The sequence below is a fragment of the Actinokineospora enzanensis DSM 44649 genome (assembly GCF_000374445.1).
GTDB classification, from domain to species: domain Bacteria; phylum Actinomycetota; class Actinomycetes; order Mycobacteriales; family Pseudonocardiaceae; genus Actinokineospora; species Actinokineospora enzanensis.
Map to the genome: position 1 here is coordinate 62,940 of NZ_KB894430.1, position 20,905 is coordinate 83,844.

19 protein-coding genes and 1 pseudogene are annotated in these 20,905 nt (G+C 70.8%); 10 read left to right on the forward strand and 10 right to left on the reverse strand.

The annotated features are described in order from the left end of the window. The first annotated feature begins 321 nt into the window (after positions 1-321). The 3 genes from C503_RS44975 (at position 322) to C503_RS0127285 (ending at position 2,677) form a co-directional block, all read left to right on the forward strand. Positions 322-1,368, forward strand: coding sequence for a recombinase family protein (locus C503_RS44975; protein ID WP_018685394.1), 1,047 nt, complete (start codon positions 322-324; stop codon positions 1,366-1,368). 51 nt (positions 1,369-1,419) lie between these two features. Then, on the forward strand, positions 1,420-1,806 hold the full coding sequence (locus C503_RS0127280) for a hypothetical protein (protein WP_018685395.1): 387 nt from the start codon (positions 1,420-1,422) through the stop codon (positions 1,804-1,806). Between the two features lie 106 nt (positions 1,807-1,912). After that, a complete protein-coding gene (locus C503_RS0127285; protein ID WP_026316747.1) occupies positions 1,913-2,677 on the forward strand; it encodes an exonuclease domain-containing protein in 765 nt (254 codons plus the stop codon). 27 nt (positions 2,678-2,704) lie between these two features. Here the strand turns inward: C503_RS0127285 and C503_RS0127290 are convergent, their stop codons facing one another. Both C503_RS0127290 and C503_RS41080 read right to left on the reverse strand, forming a co-directional pair. Then, a complete protein-coding gene (locus tag C503_RS0127290) occupies positions 2,705-3,043 on the reverse strand; it encodes a hypothetical protein (protein WP_156893544.1) in 339 nt (112 codons plus the stop codon). 83 nt (positions 3,044-3,126) lie between these two features. Continuing rightward, the gene (locus C503_RS41080; RefSeq protein ID WP_018685398.1) at positions 3,127-4,500 is read right to left on the reverse strand and encodes a helix-turn-helix domain-containing protein; all 1,374 of its coding nucleotides are present in this window, start codon (positions 4,498-4,500) and stop codon (positions 3,127-3,129) included. Positions 4,501-4,680: 180 nt separating this feature from the next. Here C503_RS41080 and C503_RS0127300 point away from each other — a divergent pair, with 180 nt between their 5' ends. Then, positions 4,681-6,378: a vitamin B12-dependent ribonucleotide reductase gene (locus C503_RS0127300; protein ID WP_018685399.1), complete on the forward strand. Its 1,698-nt coding sequence runs from the start codon at positions 4,681-4,683 to the stop codon at positions 6,376-6,378. A gap of 47 nt (positions 6,379-6,425) precedes the next feature. Continuing rightward, complete coding sequence (locus C503_RS0127305) at positions 6,426-6,908, forward strand: NUDIX hydrolase (protein ID WP_051114949.1); 483 nt, start codon at positions 6,426-6,428, stop codon at positions 6,906-6,908. Positions 6,909-7,013: 105 nt separating this feature from the next. Here the strand turns inward: C503_RS0127305 and C503_RS0127310 are convergent, their stop codons facing one another. Both C503_RS0127310 and C503_RS0127315 read right to left on the reverse strand, forming a co-directional pair. Beyond that, positions 7,014-7,616, reverse strand: coding sequence for a hypothetical protein (locus C503_RS0127310; protein ID WP_018685401.1), 603 nt, complete (start codon positions 7,614-7,616; stop codon positions 7,014-7,016). Between the two features lie 282 nt (positions 7,617-7,898). Next, positions 7,899-11,039, reverse strand: a complete 3,141-nt coding sequence (locus C503_RS0127315) for a Tn3 family transposase (protein ID WP_051114947.1) — start codon at positions 11,037-11,039, stop codon at positions 7,899-7,901. A gap of 414 nt (positions 11,040-11,453) precedes the next feature. Here C503_RS0127315 and C503_RS0127320 point away from each other — a divergent pair, with 414 nt between their 5' ends. After that, on the forward strand, positions 11,454-11,732 hold the full coding sequence (locus C503_RS0127320; RefSeq protein ID WP_018685403.1) for a hypothetical protein: 279 nt from the start codon (positions 11,454-11,456) through the stop codon (positions 11,730-11,732). Between the two features lie 24 nt (positions 11,733-11,756). On the opposite strand, the gene C503_RS41085 is transcribed toward C503_RS0127320, so the two are convergent. The 3 genes from C503_RS41085 to C503_RS0127335 form a co-directional block, all read right to left on the reverse strand. Then, the gene (locus C503_RS41085) at positions 11,757-12,899 is read right to left on the reverse strand and encodes a hypothetical protein (protein WP_018685404.1); all 1,143 of its coding nucleotides are present in this window, start codon (positions 12,897-12,899) and stop codon (positions 11,757-11,759) included. Positions 12,900-12,923: 24 nt separating this feature from the next. Beyond that, positions 12,924-13,697 carry a hypothetical protein gene (locus C503_RS0127330; protein WP_026316750.1) on the reverse strand — a complete coding sequence of 258 codons (774 nt, stop codon included), beginning with the start codon at positions 13,695-13,697 and terminating at the stop codon, positions 12,924-12,926. Between the two features lie 69 nt (positions 13,698-13,766). Continuing rightward, positions 13,767-14,018, reverse strand: a complete 252-nt coding sequence (locus C503_RS0127335) for a hypothetical protein (protein ID WP_018685406.1) — start codon at positions 14,016-14,018, stop codon at positions 13,767-13,769. Between the two features lie 263 nt (positions 14,019-14,281). Between C503_RS0127335 and C503_RS0127340 the strand changes: the two are divergent. After that, positions 14,282-15,073: pseudogene (locus C503_RS0127340) on the forward strand (sigma-70 family RNA polymerase sigma factor); the annotation flags it as partial. A gap of 60 nt (positions 15,074-15,133) precedes the next feature. On the opposite strand, the gene C503_RS0127345 reads toward C503_RS0127340, so the two are convergent. Further along, positions 15,134-15,706 carry a riboflavin biosynthesis intermediates N-glycosidase gene (locus C503_RS0127345; RefSeq protein WP_018685408.1) on the reverse strand — a complete coding sequence of 191 codons (573 nt, stop codon included), beginning with the start codon at positions 15,704-15,706 and terminating at the stop codon, positions 15,134-15,136. Between the two features lie 275 nt (positions 15,707-15,981). Here C503_RS0127345 and C503_RS0127350 point away from each other — a divergent pair, with 275 nt between their 5' ends. The 3 genes from C503_RS0127350 (at position 15,982) to C503_RS0127360 (ending at position 18,164) form a co-directional block, all read left to right on the forward strand. Next, the gene (locus C503_RS0127350; RefSeq protein ID WP_018685409.1) at positions 15,982-16,563 is read left to right on the forward strand and encodes a hypothetical protein; all 582 of its coding nucleotides are present in this window, start codon (positions 15,982-15,984) and stop codon (positions 16,561-16,563) included. 72 nt (positions 16,564-16,635) lie between these two features. Further along, entirely contained in the window at positions 16,636-17,067 is a 432-nt protein-coding gene (locus C503_RS0127355) for a RapZ C-terminal domain-containing protein (protein ID WP_018685410.1), read from the forward strand. A gap of 191 nt (positions 17,068-17,258) precedes the next feature. Next, positions 17,259-18,164 carry an NUDIX hydrolase gene (locus tag C503_RS0127360; protein ID WP_018685411.1) on the forward strand — a complete coding sequence of 302 codons (906 nt, stop codon included), beginning with the start codon at positions 17,259-17,261 and terminating at the stop codon, positions 18,162-18,164. A 37-nt stretch (positions 18,165-18,201) separates the two neighbouring features. Here the strand turns inward: C503_RS0127360 and C503_RS0127365 are convergent, their stop codons facing one another. Beyond that, positions 18,202-20,133, reverse strand: coding sequence for a hypothetical protein (locus C503_RS0127365; RefSeq protein WP_018685412.1), 1,932 nt, complete (start codon positions 20,131-20,133; stop codon positions 18,202-18,204). A gap of 455 nt (positions 20,134-20,588) precedes the next feature. Then, on the reverse strand, positions 20,589-20,858 hold the full coding sequence (locus C503_RS46285) for a hypothetical protein (protein ID WP_156893546.1): 270 nt from the start codon (positions 20,856-20,858) through the stop codon (positions 20,589-20,591). Positions 20,859-20,905: the final 47 nt, after the last annotated feature.

A 20,905-nucleotide genomic window follows, 5' to 3' on the forward strand; every position in this document is an offset into this window, starting at 1 on the left:
TGTCGAGTCGGCCACCGTCTCGCACAAGGGGAGCACCGCGAAGCGGGTACACGGAATATCCGTGCCTCCATCGTGTGACCACCTGGCCATGGCGACGCCCATACTCATGAGGTCGGGGCGAGGGGCCGTCACCCGCTGTTGATCTTGTTGGGAATCGACCGATTCTCAACAAGATCATCTACTGCCTTCGGAGTGGTGAATTTCGCCCGGTTTGGTGTCCGGAAATCGTGTCGAGAAGTCGCGTGTCGAACAACTCCGACCGAGGCCCTTTTCCGTACACTCGGGCCCCATGATGGCACCTTGTGTGCACGACCGACGACGATGAGCAACCTGCCGGAGTGGGTCGCGCTCGACGGTGACCCGCTCGACGCGATCGGCGGCGGCGACCGGATCGGCTACGCCCGAGTATCCACCGTCGGGCAACTGCTGCGCCGGCAAACCGACGCCCTGGCCGCCGCCGGCTGCCGGCGGGTGTTCCGCGAGAAGCTCTCCGGGCGCACCGCCGAGCGACCCGAGTTGCGGGAGTGCCTGGAGTTCCTCCAACCCGGCGACACCTTGGTGGTCACCGAGCTGTCTCGGCTGGGCCGCTCGCTGCACGACCTGCTCGCCATCGTCGCCAGCCTGCGCAAGCGCGGCATCGGGTTCACCTCGCTGCACGAGAACCTCGACACCACCACACCCGGCGGCCGGCTGGTCTTCCACGTGTTCGCCGCCCTGGCCGAGTTCATCCGCGAGCTGATCGTGGAGGGCACCCACGAGGGCCTGGCCGCCGCCCGCGCCAACGGCGTCCGCCTGGGCCGGCCCCCGGCGATGACCCCGGAGCAGGTGCGGCACGCCCGCGACCTGCTGACCAACCCCGACAACACCATCGGCTCCATCGCCGAACTGCTCGGGGTGTCCCGGTCCACGATCTACAAGTACGTGCCCGACCTGGCCGAGGTCCGTGCCCAGCTCAAGCCCGCACCGGTGGCGGCCGCGCTGACCACCACCGGCACGATCGCGGTGATCGAACCGCTGACCGAGGCTACCGTCCCGATCACCGCCACGACCTGTCCCGGCCCCGACTGCGGGTTTACCGCGGTCACCGGCCCGGACCGGTTCCAGCTCCGCCGTGACCTCGCCGTGGTCTGGCTCTACGCCGATCCTCTTGCGCCGCACGGGATCCGGATCGTCCAGCACTGCCAGCACTGCCAACCCCGTGAGCACCTCGCGATCGTGGAGTGCGCCCGCTGCGGCCAAGGGCCGATGCTCGCCGGCCAGTTGGCCGACCAGGTCGACGGCGACACCCCGCCTGCGCTGGTGCTGCGCCGGCTGGAACGGGCCGGATGGCGCACCGAACCGGCGCTGATCTGCGCCGACCACACCTGACCACCGACCAGTGCGACGCACCGATTTCCCCACCAGGACAAGGAGAACGCGATGGCCGACGGCGTGACGGTGGAGCTGCCCATACAGGTCTTCGCCAGCCTGCTGGACGGCTATGTCAAACACACCGCCGAGCGGCAGCTGTGGCGGCTGACCCGCCGCCAGGGCCAGGCCCGCATCCTCAACCTCGACAACCATTTCGGCGGGGTGCTGGCCTGGACGTGGGGACGCGACCGCGACCGGGCGATGGTGATGCTGGCCGACCTGCTCGCCCAACTGCGCGACCATCACCCGCTGCGCCACGAACTTGAGCAGGCGATCACCCTGGACGAACTGCTGCGGGCGGTCCGCATCGCGATCCACCCCGACTTCGCCGAGCGCGCCGAACTGATCGAGACCGCGCGCCGGCGGGTGCCGGTCTTCTACGGCTCCAAAGCATGAGCGACCACCGAGCGCTCCCTGCCGCAGCACACAGGATCCGCAGCTCAGCGGCCTAGCCGACCTGCCGAGCCCTGGATTGTCGTAGGCGACTGGTTACATGCTGTGCATGACGACGTGGGCAGAGGGGCCGATGCTGGCCCTGGACACCGAGAGCACCGGCACCGACGTGCGTTCCGACCGGATCGTGACCGCCACCCTGGCCAGCATCACGCCGGGCTCGCCGCCCGTCGTCAGGTCGTGGCTGGCCAACCCCGGCGACGACGTGGAGATCCCGGAAACCGCCCAAGCCGTTCACGGCATCAGCACCGAACGGGCCCGTGCGGAAGGCCGGCCCGCCGTCGAGGTGATCGGTGAACTGGTCGCCGCGCTGGCCCAGCAGTGGACACCGGCCACCGTGCTGATCTGTTTCAACGCTCCGTTCGACCTGTCCCTGATCGAGTACGAGGCTCGCCGGCACCTGGACCCGCACCGGATGCTGGAGATCACGGGCCCGGTCGTGGACCCGTTGGTGATCGACAAGCACGCCGATCAGTACCGCAAGGGCAAGCGCACGCTCGGCGCGCTGTGCGAGCACTACCAAGTCACCCAAGACGGCCCGCACTCCTCGGACGGCGACGCGTTGGCTGCGGCGCGCTTGGCCTGGAGGATGGCGCACTGCCTTCCCGCGATTGGCGGCCTGGACCCGGCCGCGCTGCACGAGCACCAGGAGAAGTGGCACACCGCGCAGCAGCTCGGGTTCGCCCGCTACCTCGATCAGCTGGCCAGCGGGCAAGCCGACCCCGCCGAACGGGAGCAGCTGCTCGTCAAGGCCAAGGACGTGCGCAAGCACGCCGGCGGTTGGCCGCTGCGCTCAGCCGCCGTCACCCGCTGATCGAAACCCCGCCCCCGACGCCCACGGTCAGGTCCGTCGCCAGCGGAGGCGGCCCTGCACGAGGTCGGCGTCCCACACCGGCCCATCGGGGTCGGGCTCGAACACCAGGTCGGTGTCGTACCAGCCGCAGGACACGCTGCCGAACAGGAACGCCCCAGCGGTGCCGTGCACCCGGCGGTGAACCCACTCCGGGAAACCTGCGGTGGGCAAGGTCTTCTCCACCCACGCCTTGGCCACGGCCAGGCTGGGCAACTCCGCGTCGGCGACGCAATCGACGTTCTCGTCATCGCCAATTCCCACGCCGATCATCGCCTGCCAGGCGGTCTGTCCGACCTGGCGCGGATGCAGGTCACGTACGGTCCCCATGGCCACCAGCATCACCCCGCAGCGCGTCGTCGGCCACCGCAGGCCACCAGCTCCTGGAAGTGAGCGGGCGCTGGTGAGGGTGCTCAGGCGAAGGCGTGGACCCTGTGGGCCAGCGCGGGTAGCCCTGGCATCGTGGCCTGTTTCGGGGAGTTCATCAGGTCGGTGACCAGCAGGCGCACCGCGTTGCGGGTGCGCACCTCGCCGGGCGCGGCGTGTTCGGCCGCGAGCAGGGTCCGGTACGCCTGGCCGGGTTTGTCCCATCGGGCCCAGGCTTGCGCGGTGTCCACCAGCAGCCGGGCGCGGCGCTCGGTGGTCGGGATCGCCGCCAGCGGCAGCCGGTTGGCGTGCGCGAGCGCGGCGCCGGCGTCACCGAGCACGTAGGCGGCGGAGACCTGGTGGCTGACCACGTTCGCGGCCACCGCGCGGTGCCGCTCCGGGTCGTCGACCAGGCGATCTGTAGTGGTCGTGGCCTCGCCGAGCAGGTCGGAAGCGCGTTCGCGGTCGCCGGCTCGGGCGGCGGCGTAGGCGGCCGACAGGTGCAGCGTCGCGTACATCGCGAGGTGTTCGGGTGCGGGCCGGGCGCCGCTGATGTCGAGGTGGTCAGCGGCGGCCAGGGTCAGGCGTTGGGCGTGGTCGTGGTGGCCGGCGCGGCGGGCGACCGAGGCGACCATGCGCTGTGCCTCGGCCAGCGTGAGCGGGTGCTCGGCGGCGCGGGCGGCCAGCAGTGCGCGGTCGGCGGACAACCATTCCAGGCCGGAGGCCTCCAGCTTGATCAACGCGCGGGTGGCCAGGTTGTAGGACTGGGCCAGCACTCGCCGCACCGACGGGTCATCGTGGTCGGCGGCGGTGGCTTCAGCGGTGGTGATCAGCGCGGGCAGCCGGGTCGCCAACGGGAGATAGCGGCAGGTGGTGAACTCCTGCCGGGCCACGGTCAACGCCTCGGTGAGCAGCCCGACCGGTGCCGGGACACCAGTGGCGGCGGGGCCGAGCAGCACGTCACCGAGGTGGCGGGCCAGGACTTCGGCCGGGTCGACCTCGCTGGTGACGGCGTTGGCGGTGGTCGGCAAGGCCAGCGTGCTGCCGGTGAGGGCGGCGAGCTGGAAGAACGCGCGTCGGCGCACCGGGTCGTCCTCCTCGGTCCGAGGGAGCGTGACCCGGCCCACCCTATGCCCGGCGGCGGCCCCCGGCGCGCAGGCCGGCGCGGTCGTGTCGCCCAGCCCGAACACCGCCGGTGGCAGGCCCAGCACCTCGGCCAGCGTGCGCAGCAGCGGCATGTCCCGCAGCGGCAGCCGGTTGGTCTCCCACCGGGAGACCTGGCTGCCCGAGAAGCCGCAGCGCCGCCCCAGCTCGGCCTGGCTCCAGCCCAGCGCGGTGCGGGCCACGCGCACGACGGTGCCGGGATCGGGGTGGGTGTGCAGCAGTGCCGCGACGACCTCGCGGTGCGCGACCGGTGCCATGGCGCCTCCTGCGTGAGGTGGCAAGCCCTCCCACGGTAGCCGGATTTCCGGTGATCACCAGGGGGTTTGCAGGATCCGCACACCCTGTGCGGGACCGGTACAGCCCGGTGCCGACCTGCGGCGATGACGGCCAGCGTGACAGGAGCCCCACCACTTTTCCCAGGAAGAAGGGCTCCGACGATGTATGCCTCGACGCTCCCCAGCTGCCCGGCCACCGACGACTATTTGCGGGCCGGGCGGATCATCGACCCGCACGAGACCGCCCGCGACATGAACACCCGCATCGTGGTGGCCTTGGCTCGCGCCGACGCCGGCTTCGACCCGGCCGGCGCGCAGGTGTTCGCCGACCGGCTCGGCTGGGCCCTGGACACCGGGCGGATCGTGTTCTCCACGCCGATCATGACCAACGCCGGCCGCTACCCCGACCGGCCCCTGGCCGCGTGCGCGGTGCCGCCGGTGGACCTGCGCGGCGACCTCGCCCAGGTCAAGACGATCGTGGACGACTACCACCGGGCGGGGATGGGCACCGGCTTCACCCTGGACGAGGTGTCGGATCCGGTCGGGACGCTGCGCTACCTCAACGACATCGCCGTCACCGGCGCCGCCTCCGGCACGGAGGACCGGCCGGTGGGCAACATGGCCATCCTGTCCCTGGCCCACCCCGCCGCCGGCGAGTTCATCGGCTGCAAGGTCGACGCCGACACCCTCGGCGAGCAGTGGAAGTTCAACATCTCCCTGCACGTCACCGACGCCGACATGCTCGCGGCCATCACCACCGACGGCCGCGAACGCGAACTGCTGACCTCCGCCGCGCGGGCCGCGCACGCCTGCGCCGATCCCGGTCTGCTGTTCGCCGACCGGATGAACGAGGCCAACCCGACCCCGCACGTCGGCGCCTACGTCTCTACCGCCCCGTGTGCGGAAGTAGGACTTCAAGCTGGCGAAACATGCCAGTTCGGCTATGTGAACCTTGGTCGTTTCCACACCGGCACCGGCGCGGTTCCGGTCGACCTGGACGCCTTGTCGGACACGGTGCACACCCTGGTGCGGGCGTTGGACGACGCGATCGCGGCCAGCCTGGACCACTACCCGAACCCGCTGTCCACGCACGTGATGGGCGTCAAACGCAAGATCGGGGTCGGGGTGTGCGGGTTGGCCGATCTGCTGCTGGCCGCCGGGCTGCCCTACGACAGCGTGGAAGGCCGCCAGCTCGCCCAGGAGGTGCTGGCGGTGGTCAACTACAGCTCCAAGCGCGCCTCGATGAAGCTGGCCCGTGCTCGTGGCGCGGCTCCGGCGGTCGCGAGTGGACTGTCCCGCTACGCCGATCCCCTTTTCCTGCAACGGTTCTCCGCCGTTCCGGTCCGGAGCGTCACCCCCGGCGACTGGACCGCGCTGGCCGAGGAGATCGCGGCCACCGGGCTGCTGCGCAACTCCTCGACCGTGGCGATCCCGCCCACCGGCCGCAGCGCCCCGGTCGTCGGCGCCTCCACCGGAATCGAGCCGCTGTTCAAACTCACCGACCCGCATCTGCCCGAGCACCTGCACCCGGCGGCGGCCGCCACGCTGCGCGCGGCCGGCCACGCCGAACTGCTCGAGCACGTCGCCGCGCACGGCCGACTCCCGGACGGCGCCGGCGTCTCCCCGTACCTTCAGGCGGTGCTGGCCACCGCGACCCAGATCAGCCCGGCCGGGCACCTGGCGATGGCCGCCGCGGTGCAGGCGTGCGTGGACGACGCGGTGTCCAAGACGGTCAACCTGCCCGCCACCGCCACGGCCCTGGAGGTCTATGACACCTACGTGGCCGCCTGGGAGGCGGGCTCGAAGGGCATTACGGTTTACGTCGACGGGTCACGGCAGGTTCAGCCCAAGGCCCTCTGATTCTGGCGGAATCACTGGGATTCCCACCGACCGTCCCCGAGGTGATGATGAGCGAGCAGCAGGCCGGCCAGGACTACGTGTTCGACACCAAGCACGACCGCTACCCTCTCGCGGTGCACGTCTTCCTTGTCCAGCAAGGGAAAATCCTGCTGATGAGGCGCGCCGGAAGTGGCTACGCCGATGGCCAGCTCGGGCTAGCCGCCGGGCACGTGGACCGGGGGGAGACCCCGACCGCGTGCGCGGTGCGGGAGATCGCCGAGGAACTGGGGATCGAGTTGGACCCGACCGCGCTGAAGCCGGCCGGGACGATGTTCCGCCGCTCGCTGGAACCCCGCGTCGACATCTTCTTCACCACCAGCACCTGGACCGGACAGCCGGAGATCCGCGAACCGCACAAGTGCACCGAACTGGTCTGGGCCGACCCGGACGATCTTCCGGCGGACGCGTTGGACTTCCTGCCCCAAGCCTGGGCTGACGCGCAGGCCGGGCGGATGCTGCGGGAGTTCGGGTTCAGCCCGGCCTCGGTGTAGCCGACCAGGTGAGCGGCGGCCGAGGTGACCGGGGAAGCCCCTCGACCACCAGCGGAATCATCCCGCACCACCAGTAGGTCAGCGCCCTGACCCGGTGCGGCCGGGTCAGCGGATCGGCACGGCCTCGCCGGCGCGGTTGTCCCGGAACATCCGCAACGCGCGCGGCGGCGTCCCGTCGGCGCTGCCCATTCGCCGGGCCAGCTCGGCGTAGTCGCCTTCTTCCACGCGATCGGCACAGGAATCACACGAGAGCCATCCGATGTCCAGCGCGGCGCCGGCGAGCCGTTGTGGCGCCAGGCCGGCGAGCTGGGACGGCTGGACGGGGTAGATCCAGTTCGGGCGGTGCCGGGTGACCTCGCGGCGGCAGAAGTCGCAAGGATCCTCAGGCTCGGGTGCGGCGCCGCCGAAGGAGGTCAGGATGCTCGCGCAGTTGTTGAGTTCGCTGACGGCGGCCTGCACGTCCGCGACTTCCAACGGCTGGATGGCCAACCGGTCCCGCGCGGTCGCGGCGGCCATCGCCGCCGTGGCTTGGCCGGCGGCGACGGCGGCCTCCAGCAGCGGACCGACCTCGTCCAGGTAACGCCGCGCGGCGGCGTCACGGATCTCGGTGGTGGTGGCGTTGAGCAGGTCCTGCGCGGCAGAACGCGCCAAGTCCCGCAGCCGCTGGCCGGCGTCGGTGCCGACGGCGTCATCGCCCCCAGTAGTCACAGAGGGCATCGTAGGTGGTTGGCGGTGGTGCTCCGGCCACGCGTACCCGCCGACAAGGCGGTCCAGCAAAGGCTTCCACCGTTCGGGTCACCAACCTCCGGCGGGCCCCGTGATCTGTGCTGGCCACCTGGGTTGGTGGTGTTCGGGCCGGCGAAGGCGCCGGACCCGAACCTGTGCCGCGACGCAGCCCCGATCCACCGAATGCTGCCATCGCGACCCGCACGAGTCTAGATCATCACGCCTGGGCGAGATGCCCGATCCGGGCATTGCCCGGCAAGGCCCTCATCGACTGGGGCGGCCACCAGCGGGCACCATCGGCGCCGTGGCTCCCACAGTCGGGAACAACGCACCGGGCAGCAGGTCCAGCCGGGTCACCGGTTGCTGCGCCGGTGGGGACAGGTCGAGCACCCAGTCGCCGAAGCGGCGGATGGTGTGGGTGATGTACGGCGAGATCGTCGCCAGGTCGTCAGGGTCGACCGGATGCCCGTCTGCGGCCAACGCGTTCGCGGCGGCGGTGATGTCGCACGCGTTCTGGTAGATCACACAATTCGCCAGCAGCTCATTGAATTTCACCACCTTCTCCTGGTACTCCGGGTCGTTGCGGCCGATCACCTCGCCACCGAACCGCAGCCACGTGGAGAACCCGTGGAACGCCTCGACCTTGTTGGTGATCGCGGTGATCTGCTCCCGCAACGCCGGGTCGGAAAGGTAGCGAAGAAGCGTGATCGTACGAATCACGCGCCCCAGTTCCCGGAACGCCCGATACAGTCGGTTCTTGTGGGAGTTGTTGCGCAGCCGACGCAGCAGCGTCACCGACGACACCCGACCCTCCTTGATCGAGATGGCCGTGCGCAGCAGGTCCTTCCAGTGGGTTTCGATGATGCCCCAGTCGATCACGTTGTCGGCGAACAGCCCGTCGATGTGGGAGTAGTGGGCCTGCGTGTCGGGGCGGTAGAAGTTCAGGTCGTGCCAGTTGCGGATACGTGGGAGCAGGTCGAAACCTAACAGGGCGGCTAATCCGAAGACCGGTAGCGACTGGCCTTGGGTATCGGCGTGGATCGTGTCGGGCTTGATGTCGGAGTCATTCTTGAGTAGCCCGTCGATGATGTAGACGGCTTCCCACACGCCGCAGGGAATGAACCTGCTGAATAAGGCGATGTAGGTGTCGGAGATGTGCCGGTAGGCCAAACCGCCGTAGCCGCCGTAGCGGATGTGGGACTCGGCGAGGATGTTGTTGTCCCAGGTGTCGATCTGGGAGCCGTCGACCGCGACCGCGTGCCCGTCGCCCCACATGCCGGCCACGTCCAGCTTCGCGAACGCGTTGATCACGTCGGTGGACGCGGCGTCGATCTTGGGGCAGGTGGCGTGCTTGTTGGCCGCCAGCGACAGTTCGTGCACGCTGACGTCGTCGCGCATGTGCCGGGCCACCTGTGCCGGCCCGAGCAGCGTGCCGTTGGCGAAGACCATCAGCACGTAGCGCGCGATCGCCTGCTTGATCTTGGGGTCCGAGCCCGAGGCCGGTCCGAAGTGCCGGGGCCAGCCGACCAGGTGGGCGCTGCGCGCGAGGATGTCCAGCAGCCCGCGTTCGGGCAGCCGCTCGTGGATGGCCTCCTCCAACGCCACCGCCGAGGGTTGCCGGTCGGCGCCCTTGCGGCGGCGCAGCACCGGCCGGCCGTCCTCGAAGGACAGGTCGGTGTTGGCGGGGAACCCGGCGTCCACCTTCGTCGCGGTCGCGGCGAGCTTGTCCTTGTAGAACGCCACCAACTCCGTGGCCTCGGTGGGGATGCCGGCCTGGCCGCAGAACTCGGCGACCTTGGGCTCGCACTCCTGCCAGGACATCAACTGGGCGTGCAGGTTGCCATAGGAGTCCGCGCCCACGACCGCGATGTCTCCCGAACGCAACTCGGCGGCCAAGTAGGAGAACACGCAGACTTCCAGGTGGCGGCGCACGAGACGGCCGGGAAAGTTGTTCTCCCGCAGGATCTTGCGCCAGGACTCGCCGGCGAACGAGTCGACGTCGATGGTCAGCGTGATCTTCGACTTGGTCCCGCCAGGGGCGACCCGTTCGACGGTGATCTTCTCCGGGACGTGCTTGCCGACCCGGTTGCGACAGGCACGGACGAACTCCACCGCGTCCAGCACGCTGCGATCGGCGCTGGTGGCCTCCAACTCCACGGTGTCCAGCAGGGTGAACAACGCCGAGCGGTGGCTGGAGTAGAAACGCTCCAGCAGCGGCAGGTAGTTGTTGCCGTGGTGTGCGGACACCGCCTCGTGCGCGGCGGCCAACTCCTCCACGCCGCCGGCGTCGGCGAGGGTTTTGAGCACCGCGCGCCCGGCCCGCGCGGCCACCACGGCCGCCGAGGGCTTCCGCTGGGGCTTGACCGGTGCCACCCCGGTGGCGGGGTCGGGCAGCCCGAGGGCCTCCCGCACGTCCGACAGGACGTCGCCGAGCACCCCGAGCAACCGCTCGGACTCCGCGCGGTGCGCCTCGTGCAGCTCCTCGAGTAACTCGCGGCCCCTCTTGTGGATGGTGGCCATGCGCTTGCAGAACATGATCGCCACCTCGTCCCGCGTCGAGGTGCGCGCCTCGTGGATCAGGCTGGCCAGCAGCGTCCACCGCTTCGGCTCGCCCATGTCGCGCAGGTCCCCGACATCGGTCACCCGTGCCTCGCCCGCGAAGTGCGCGATCTTGGTCGCGGGGATCCCGGCCAACCACTTCTCGGTCGGCCCCAACGAGTCCAGCTCGCTCAGGTGGGCCAGCCGCAGTTTGAACTTGCCCAGCGACGCGGCCTTGGCGGGGTCCTTGAGCCGGTCGAACCGGCTGCGCCGCGAGGTCGGGTCGACCACCAGCAGCTGGGTCAGCCCAGCCCGGTCCGGCCGGGCGATCAGGCCGTCGACCCTGGCGAACAGCGCGGTGTTGTGCTCGGCCCGGATCGAGGTGGCCATCTTGTCCAGAGTGGTGTAGCCGAGCAGCTCGCACCGTTCCCGGACCAGTTCCTCCAACGCCACGTTGATCAGGTCGGCGGGGTCGTCCTTGTTGGTGACCGCCTCGCGGATCGCCACGTCGGCGACCTTGCGGGCGTGGCCGGCGTCGTAGGTCACCCCGAGGAAGTCCCGGACCAGACTCCGGTGCCACTTCGCGGTTCGCGTCGAGTCGTGCTCCAACACGACCTCGGCGTCCAGGTCGAGCAGGGCCCGCAGGTGCTCGGTGACCACCGCCGGCACGTCGGCGAGCTTGGGAAAGTGGCCGAGCCGCTGGTAGGTCTTCAACCATGCCACAAGGGCCAGCAGGTGCTGCGGCTTCGAGGTCTTGCCGCGTGCCCAGGTCAGTTCGGCGGTGGTCGGTGTGAACGCCTCCGATAACTCGCGGGCAGGCACCACTCGTTTGAACCGCGGGTACGCGGTCCGATCAATCGACGCCAACCCAGCACCCCAGAGACGATCACCATGACAGCCCGAACCCTATCCAGCACACGGTTTCCACCCCTGGCGGGCCGGTCGACCGGTGGTCAACATCTCCGCCCAGGCCAACGCTGCGCTGGGATCAGATGCGACTGACCTGCGGGTTCAGGGGCTCATTGCCCCTTTCTCCCGTATCCCGGTCGGCCCCCAGGATCGGTCATCGCTGTTCTCCCCAGGTCGAGTGGTCGATCATCTGCGCGGTGATCGGCTCGATCGAAGTGCCGCCCACAGCCGTGCCTCCTTGCCGTTCGCCACGCCGTTGAGAACCTGCCAGACGTCGAATCGCGTGAGAATCCGCCTCCTTCGGCGGCACGCACCAGCCGGACCCGCTGAGATGGTTGGAACCTCCACCATGCGACTCGAGGAGGCTGCCGAGTGACCAGCGGCGAGGAGAACTTGACCGAGGTCGTCCGCGTCATGGCGGACATGTTGCGGCGGGAAGGTCAAGGCGAACGGCTCGTGATCGAGCTCGGGCCGCACACCGCGTTGCTGCTGGCGGGCCAGTGCGTGGCGCGCGAGGACGTCGAGGTGCCCGTGTTGCCGCCGGCGGCGTTCGACGGCTTCCTGTCCGAGCTGCGCCGGGCGTTCGCTGGTGAGCCGGAAGTGCTTGCGCTGCTTCACCTTCGGGAAACGCCAGACGGGCGGAGCGTGTGACGGGCGGGTAGCACCTGGCCGCGATCAGGTGCCGTTGCGCGCGAAGTACGGCGGGCGGGGTTCCGACCGCTCGCGGGACGTCCCGTCGGCCGGTGGCTGGGCGCCCTCGGCGGCGATCACGCGCCGGGCGAGGTGGAGGAACTGGTCGCGGGCGCCGCGGTCGGCCCGGCCGGTGCCGCCGAGCAGCATGTCGGCGAAGGTGACCGCGCCCCAGCTCGCGGCGACGCCGTGGCGCGCGAGGTACAGGCCGACCGAGCGGATCTCGTGCCGGTTTTGCGTGTCGAGCCAGGTGTAGGCCAGCAGGCTCCACAACCAGCGGGCCAGGGCGGCGGTGTCGAGCTGGGCGACCGCTTTCGCCTCGATCAGCGTGCTGCCGACGAGCAGGTCGGCCTCTGCCCAGTGCGGCACGATCACCGGCCGGGCAGCGCCGAGGGGGCCGGGCTCGCGGAGTGGCCGGCCGGGGGTGTCGCCGCGCCAGTCGCGCAGGGTCTTGCTTGTGTGCAGTAGGCGTGCCAGGCCGACCAGGTCGGCGAGCGCGGTCTCGGGTACACAGCGCCGGAGGTCCTCGGGCGTGTGGCCGGGCTGGTCCAGCACCGCGGCGAGGGCAGCGGGGAACCGGTTGCGTGAGCCGGTTTCCCACGCGGCCAGGATCCAGCAGGACCGGGCGATCCCCGTCTCGGCGCCGCGGGTGCCGAGCGTGCCGGTCGGGGCGTGCTCCAGCAGGTACGCGCCGGTGCGGCGAACGAACTCCTCGAGCGCGGCTTCGTACTCCGGTGCGGCTTCGCCGTCGACCCGGCTAGCGTCGAGCCAGCCACGGCTGCCCGCGCGGAACGGGGACCACCGGTTGTCCGGGGTGCCGCCGGGCGCGGGGAATGCCTGCTGGACCCGGTCGGCCCAGTCCCGGCTGGCCAGGCGGGCGCGGACGGCGCCGAGCAGGGCGGTGGCGGGCGCGCTGCCGTCGACGAGGAACCCGAGCCGGAGCCGGAACGCGGCGGCCACGGTCCGCCAGTGGTCTTCCGGGATCCGGCCGTCCGGCGTGAGCGGCGCGGGGTTTCCGGCCGCCGCGAGCCGGCGGCGGACGTCGGCGATCAGGTTGTCGGTCCCCGGCAGGTTGGCCTCGCACCACCGGCCGAGCTCGCCGCGGTGGAGTTGGGTGGTCAGGGACACGGCCGCATTGTCCCTCGGGATGCGCTACCGCAGCGTCAGCGTGTGCCAGGTGTCGTCGCCGTGGCACTCGATGATCTGTCCGTTCAACAGCCTCACCCGGACACCGGGGTAGCGGCGGTGGTTCAGCGGGAGCCCACCGACCTGGACGACCCGCGTGGCTCGATCGTGCGGTCCGGCGCCCGGCCGCACTGGGACCCAGTTGCCCGGCCGGAGCGCCGAGGCCGTCGTCGAGGTGCTGGCGACGACGCGGGCGACCGGGTATCGGCGGCGGCTGGTGGACTCGCCGATCAGGCCGCCGACCAGCGCGAAGACGATCGTGGCGAGGAGGACACCGCCGACGTCGTGCAGGACGGCGCCGGCGAGGGTGCCTCCTGCGAGGAAGCCGAGCACCAGGCCCGCGAGGCCGAGCCCGGTCATCGAGATGCCGCTGTGCTGGGCGGCCACGCTGAGGCGGACGGTGCCGTCGCCGCGGTCGCCGGGCATGTCGGGTGGCATCTGCACCTGCTCGGTGTGGTCCTCGACCGGTGCGACGGGTAGGTGTTCGCTGCCCAGGGCCACGACCACCTGGTCGTTGGTGATCGGCTGGGTCTCGGAGCAGGTCGGGCACTGCCAGCGGATCCCGTCAGGAGCTCCGGGGTTGTTGTGGGCGACCATCAGGCCGTGTCCGGGCTGGCGGCACAACATGCGGTCGCCGTCCGGGACGTCCGGGCGGCGGTTCCACTCGTTGAGCGCGCCCACGGTCGTCGCGGCCGGTGCTGTGTCCGGTACGCGGTGTTGTTGTTCGTCCATCGTGGACATTCGTCCCCCCTGCCCCCTGGTCTGACCTCGGTCTTCACGCTACGTCGTGGGCCAGGGTGAGGCGAGCGGCTACAGCTCGCGCAGGCCCTTCAGGACCCGCTCCAGGAATTCGAGAGGCTGCGGTTCCCACGTCGCGCGCTCCTCCTGCGGGACGCTCGCGAAACGCGCGGCCTGCTCGTCGAGGTCCACCTCTGGCCACTCCGGGTCCGGCTTGGCGTCGCGGATCAGGGCGTCGAGGAAGTCCTCCCTCGACATGATCATCGACATGGCCGGGTCCGTCGGGCGCCGGGGGTCGTGCTCGGGACGGCTCTCGCCTGTCATCCGGAGTGCGGGCGTAACCAGTCGAGGACGTCGCGGCGGTGGAGCCGGGTGATCACCGGCCGGACCTTTGGCCTCATCGGCATTTCGCCCCCAGTTGTCCAGTGTGGCTTGACGATCGCCGCGTTTCCGCTGTTCAGAGGGGTGACGGATTGGGCCGATCGGTCGACTTTTTCACTTCACCTTAAGTTTAAAGGCTACCGTAAGGCAACTGTTCGGTAGTGATTCCTTGACCGCTCAGCAGCGGGATCGGGGGGCCAGTCCTCATGAACGACGTAGCCGCGGCCAGCAATGTGGTGCCGTTTCGCCGCCCTGCCGACGTGGGTCCCGACCACGACCAGGGCCCCTCCGATGCGGAACTGATCACCCAGGTCCGAGGGGGCGACCTGGCCGCCTACGGAACGCTCTACGAGCGGCACGTCGGTGCGGCGTACAACCTCGCGCGGCAATTCAGCCGGTCGAACATGGAGGCCGACGACCTCGTGGGGGAGGCCTTCGCGAAGGTGCTCGACACCCTGTACGGCAACAAGGGCCCGGACTCCGCCTTCCGCGCCTACCTGCTCACCACGTTGCGGCACACCGCCTACGACAAGACCCGCAGGGACAAGCGCCTCGACCTCAACGAGGACATGTCCGACCTCGGCGGCGCGGCCGGCGAGGCGCTGACCGTGCCGTTCTCCGACACCGCCATCGCCGGACTCGAGCGCTCGCTCGCCGCGAAGGCCTTCGCCCGCCTACCCGAACGCTGGCAGGCCGTGCTGTGGCACACCGAGATCGAGCAGCAGCGCCCCGCCGAGGTCGCGCCGATCCTGGGTTTGACCGCCAACGGTGTCTCCGCGCTCGCCTACCGCGCCCGCGAAGGCCTCCGCCAGGCCTACCTGCAGGTCCATCTGCGGGAGAGCACCGCCGAACGCTGCCGTGCGACCACCGACCGGCTTGGTGCGCGGACCCGCGACGGGTTGTCCAAGCGGGAGACGTCGCAGGTAGACGACCACCTCGACGAGTGCGAGAAGTGCCGCGTCCACCTTCGCGAACTCGGTGAGCTCAACAGCGCGCTGGCCTGATCGGGTTCCCAGCCGTTGCGCGGAACATGCCCGCTGTCCAGCCGGGCTGGACGATCAGCGGTGTCGATCAGCGGACCGCACGCGGGCGCGGACGTCGGCCAGCGCGAAGCCGATGAGGTTGAGCCCTGGCCATCGATCCGGCTGGTCGAGCCGTGGATCGTCGGCGGCCAGGCCGATGCCCCAGATCGTGTCCGCCGGGCTGGCCTCGACCAGCACCTGGTCGCCGGTCCCGGCCAGGAACTCACCCAGGCGCGGGTGCTGGGAGAACTTGGCGGTGTTGCCGGTCACGACGACCTCGTACCGATGCTCTGCCCAGCGCGTTCTGTCGAAGTCGCGGACCTGACGCCCGTGCTCCTTGGCCCGCCCAGGTTCGGCCGCGGCCAGGATCCGCGTCGCCGTCGCGGTGTCCCCGAACAGCTCGGCCTTGCGCCACATCATGTAGTGCTCGGCGGTCGCGAAGGTGGTGCCGTCGATCTCGAAGGCGGCGGGCCACCACTGGCTGAGGCAGCTCGCGCCGAGCGAGCCGTCCGCAGTCGGCTCGGGCCGCCAGAACGGCAGGTAGGCGAATCGGCGGCCCTGGTCCAGGGCGTGAATCAGCTCGTCGACGCTGCGCGGGTGTTCGGACACGCGGCCCAGTATGGCGCTGCGGCGCCCGCTCCCGCCGCCGCCGAGGTCCGGCGGCGGCCGGACGTGGTGGGCGGAGTTTCACGGTCAGTGACGAAGGTGATCCCGGCGCAGGTCCACCCGCCGTCGTGCCCGATCCCCGCTCGGGCCGCACGGTCTGCGGGCTCGACGTCTGGCCTCGAAGGGCGCACCCTGGAAAGCGGCTGGTCAGTGACGAGCGGCTAGCCCTGCGCGGTTCTGGGGGAACCGCGCTGTGACGTCCGGGGGGACACACGATCATGACCGTCGAACAGATCCGCGTAGTGCCGGTGGCCGACTTCGACTACCGAGTGCGCACGTTGACCCGGTGGCTGCGCGACACCGACAGCTTCACCTCCGCCGTGGCAAGGTGGCTGCAGGTCCCGGTGGAGCACGTGCTGCACCGGCAGGAGAGCGTCCCGCTCGACGTCGGCGACGCCGCCGCGCTGGAGATGGAGCCCGGTGCCGCCGTACGGCTTCGGCAGGGCGTCCTGCACGCCGGGCTGGCCGGGCCGACCCTGCTCGTCGCCGCGGTGTCGGCCCGCGTCGCGCAGCACCGGCTGAGCCCGGCGGCCCGCAAGGCTCTCGACGCCGGCGACCTGCCGCTCGGGGTGGTCCTCGGCCGCTACGCGGTCCGGCGGCACACCCACAGCGTCACCCGCGTCGACGAGGTCGACGAGCTCGGTGGCCGCCAGGTGCTGCGGGTGCGGGCCAGCCTGACCGTGGACGGCAGCCTGATCGCGGTGGTCGACGAGACGATCTACCGGCGGCTGCTCGAGCACCGGGTGCCGGGAGAGCTGGCGTGGGCGCGGCGAACGTCGGTCATGAAAGCCGCGCGGTAGTCTTGGTGCTCGTCGCGGTCGACCGGCTCGGGCCGGTCACGGCTTCGGGTGATCACGTGGAAGGCTCGCCTCATGAACGGGCTGCGGGTCGTGCGGGTGATCTCGTGCGGCAGAAACCACCTGCGCCGGATCCCTGTGCCGGACTGGGACGCTGCGGACGTGCAGCTCGTGTTGCGTGGTGTGCTGCCGAACCCGTTCCATGAGCCGGAGTTGCGCGATCTGTCCGGCCTGGACGCGCCGGTGCAGGCGTTCATCGTCAAGCAGGGCGAGTGGAGCGGGCTGCGCGACGACGTGATGGAACAGGTGCGGACGTTGCTCGACGCCGGGCGCCCGGTGGTGACGGTGGGCGTCAAGTGCTCCGGCGGGCACGATCGCAGCGTCGGCGCGGCCGAGCTGCTGGCGGCCGAATTCCGCACCTGGGACCGAGTGGACTCCTTCACGCGGCACCCGCACCTGTACTGCCGCACGCCGTGGGTGCCGCAGGACGCGCGCCGCGGGCGCTGACTCGACTGGTCGTCCAGTCCGGCTTGACGGCGGCAGGCCGACCGGGGTTTCCCGAGGTTTCGGAAACCGTTGGCGCACAACGGCCTCGAACCACTGGTCAAAGCCAGATTTCGGGTTTCCACGCGGGCTTGTCCTTAGTGGAAACAGTAAACTCCTTCCACACCAACGAAATCCGCATCAGGCTGGTGTGCATGAACACGACGACGGCGATCGCCGAACACGATGCGGAACTGGTTCCCGACGAGGCGCGGTGGGGGCAGGGCTACGGCGGCCGGGCCTACAGCCCGGCGGAGCTGGACACCATCGCCAGCAACGTCGCGCCCGCCCGCGGGCCCGGACATCCCGCCCGGCTGCACGCCGGCGACCCCGGCTTCGACTGGGTCTCGGACACCGCCGCGCACGTGCCCTCCGGCTACGACATCCTGAACCACCCCAACCGCGCCAACACCGACCCGGCCCGGCTCGACCCCGCCGCGCCGACCAGCGTGGACGGACAGCCGCAGGTCTCCAAGGACCTGCAGGCGTACTTCCGGCGCCGGGGCTGGGCCCTGGACCAGCACGGCCGGCCGCTGCACCCGCACGCCCGGCAACTCCTCGCCGATCCGCGCATCGGGCTGCCGACGTCGCTGGGGTTCGCCTACCACCTGGGGGAGTCGGTGGTCGCCGACGTCGTCGCGGTCGCCGCGGACCAGGTCGTGCTCACCACCCGCGCCACCCGGCACGAGGGCCTGATCCCGGCGCTGCCCGGCGGCTACGGCATCCCAGCCGACCAGGGCGCGACCGTCGAGCAGTGGCGCGGCGGCGCCCGGCCGGTCACCGCCGAGGGCATCATCACCACGGCGCGGCGCAAGCTCACCGAGGAGACCGGCCTCGTGGCCCCGCCGGACAGCCACGTCGAGATCGTCCGCGCGATCCGGCCGGTGAGCAGCGTGCACACGCTGCACGCCTGGACCGTCGTGTTCACCGTGCGCATCGACCTGCCCGCGCGGGCGAACCTGACGCTACGGCCGGACGCCGGTGCGGACTGGTGGCCGGTGGCGATGCTGCAGTCGATGTGGCCGGACCATCGTCGCGCGCTGGTCGCCGCCCTCGGCTGAGCGCGGACGTCCAGCCCGGCTGGACAGACGAGCGTGGTCAGCGGAGCGCGGCCAGCAGCGGCGGTGCGTGGCGCTCGAGTACGCGGGCGCCGAGCACGTCGATCAGCAGGTTGATGGCGTCCTGCTCGATCTGCGCGGCGTCGAACCCCGGTTCGTCGGGGAGGTGGTCGGCGGGCGGCGGGCCGGTGGCCATGACGGCCGCGAGGTAGTCCTCGCGTTCGTCCGGCCGCCACGGGTCGGCGGGCACCTTCTCGATCTCCGGGCAGTCGACGGCGGCCTCGCCGTTCCACATGGCCAGCAGGGCGTGCCATTCGCGACGCTCGGCGCGGTGGCGTTCGAGGCGTGCGGCGCGAAGCTCGTCGACGGCGTGGTCGGCCGCGACGTCGGTGAGGGTGCGGGTGGTGCGCCGGACCCAGCCGTGGCCACGCTCGACCAGGTCGAACTCGGCGAGCCGGATCAGAGCCTCGTAGACCTGGGACGTGCTCATGCCGGTCAGTTCGGGCAGGTCCAGCGGGCGCACGCTGCCCTGGCCGGCCGGGCACACGCGGTCGAGTACCTCGAACACCCGGCGGGCGGCCAGTCCGATGACGGCCCACGCCGGGTGGACCGGTTCGACCGCGGTCCGGGCGACGACGGCGGGATCGGCCGGTACGTCTTCGTCGTTGATCCGGGGCGTGACCAGGGCGTACCGGTCGGCCAGGGGCCCGACGCCCTTCTCCACCAGCAGGATGGGGGAACCGGGCAGCTCCCGGAGTACCCGCAGCGCGCTCGATACGGTCTCGTCCGCGAGCAGGCCCGCGGCGATCGAGAGCCAACGCCGTCCCTGGGCTATGGTGGGGGCCCCGGTGAGCTGAGCGGCGTAGGCGAGGGCCTGCCACAGTGCCAGTGTGGTCCACCGGGTCTGGCCGTCGAGCAGGCTGCAAAGCAGGGTCCACCGCTCGGCTCGGGCCAGCCACTCCCGCAGAGACCTCTGCCCCCCGGTGTGCACTTCTTCATGGGCGGAAAGCCGGAATTTTGGTGCGGCGTCGTTTGCCCAGGTCAGAGCCTTCTTCCAGTCGGCACGGAGGGCGCGTTCCCAGCGCGGGCCGTACCGGTCGTAGGCCGCGCGCATCCCCGGCCACTCGCCGCTGACGAGCTTGGCGAGCACGCCGGAGAGGTTCATTCCGCGCACGGCGGCGTGCGCGAGCACGGACTGGCGGGCCTCGTGCCGGGTCCACGGCTCGCCCTTGCGGTTGCGGCGGTCGGGCAGGACGCCGTGGACGGCGAACTCCAGCGCCACCGGCGGCAGGTCCATCACCTCGCCGTCGACGGCGGTGGTGTCGTCGTCCGGGTCGCCGAGCGCGGTGTCGGCCGGGGGCGTGCTCGCCGAGGCCGTGGCGGGGAGCGAGGAGAGGTCGAGCAGCGCGGCCAGGCGGGCGATGGTGCCGGGCGCCGAGCGGGTAGTGGCGGCGTCGATCGCCTCGTCGAGCGGGGTGAGCAGCCGCCGGTGGCCGCCCTCCTTGCAGGGCGAGCCGGGTGCGGTGATGCACCCGGTGGCCAGGTTGACCATCGGGATGATGTCCAGCGTCGGCAGGCGACGGGCGAGTTCCTCGAGGACCGGACGCAGGTGGCGCACGGCAAAGTCGACGCCGGCGGCCAGCGGCACGAGCACGTGCCGCCCGCCGCGGGTGCTCTCGTCGACGATGACCCGGCCCTCGGCTGCCTGGATCCAGGCAGCGGCCTGGTCGGCGTCGCGGACCACCTGCTCGCGGCCGTAGCCCTTGGGGTCGAAGTCGAGCGCGAGCAGCGTGGTCCGGCCGCGCTTGTCGAAGATCGGGATCGCGGCGGGCCGTTCGGGCAGCCGTCGGCCCAGTGGGCGGGCGTCGTCGAACCCGACGCCGGGGCTCCACAGCCGCACCGACCGGCGGGCAGCCAGCAGCGGCGCCAGAGCCCACGCGGCTTCGGCCTGGGAGAGAACGGGCGCGGTCATGCCGCGACCGCCCACCCAGCAGCGAAGATGCGGTGGGCGTGGCTGTGGTCCGGCCCGTCATCCGGGTCGGCGTGCACGCGCGCGTGCTCGACGCACCTCGGCGCACCCGCGCCGAGCACGACGGCACCATCGGGCCCGACGAAGAAGTCGGCCCGCGTGTCGTTCCGCGCATGTCTGGAAAGATCGTGAGGACGTGCGCTACCCTCACAGGTGCACCGTAGGACGTGCGCTCCCATGAAGTGAGGGGCACCAGGGAACGACGGATCGCCACAATCCGTCCTCAGCTAACAACTGAACAAAGAGGTCTACCGGCCCCGCCACAGGGCCTCTGGCCTACCCGATGTCCGTCTCACCCGCCCCGCCACAGGGCGGGTTCGTTGTTTTCTGGGGAAGATCGCTCTCTTGGTGCCGTATGCGGTTGTAGATCGCGCGAGGTGCGCGATCAGGACGACGCCTTAAGCAGCCACCTCCGTCGTGTTGGCATTGAGGTCCTTGGTGAGGAGCCAGTGCACGTAGTCCGCCTCGGACTTCAACCCCAGCTCGGCAATGCGGGCCTGCGCGGCCTGCTTCAACAGGTCGTCGACCGTGGTTCCGATCTTGTGAGGACCCCTGCCCGGCTTGGTCGGGCGCCCGCGACTGGCACGACGTGTACTCGTCTGGCTCGACATGGCGATCTTTCTATCGCATTTTTTGCTCCAAAAAATGCGACGCGCCGACAGTCCCATGCGAACAATCTGCTCCGCTGGCTCCGACCAGCGGAAACAGGACGATG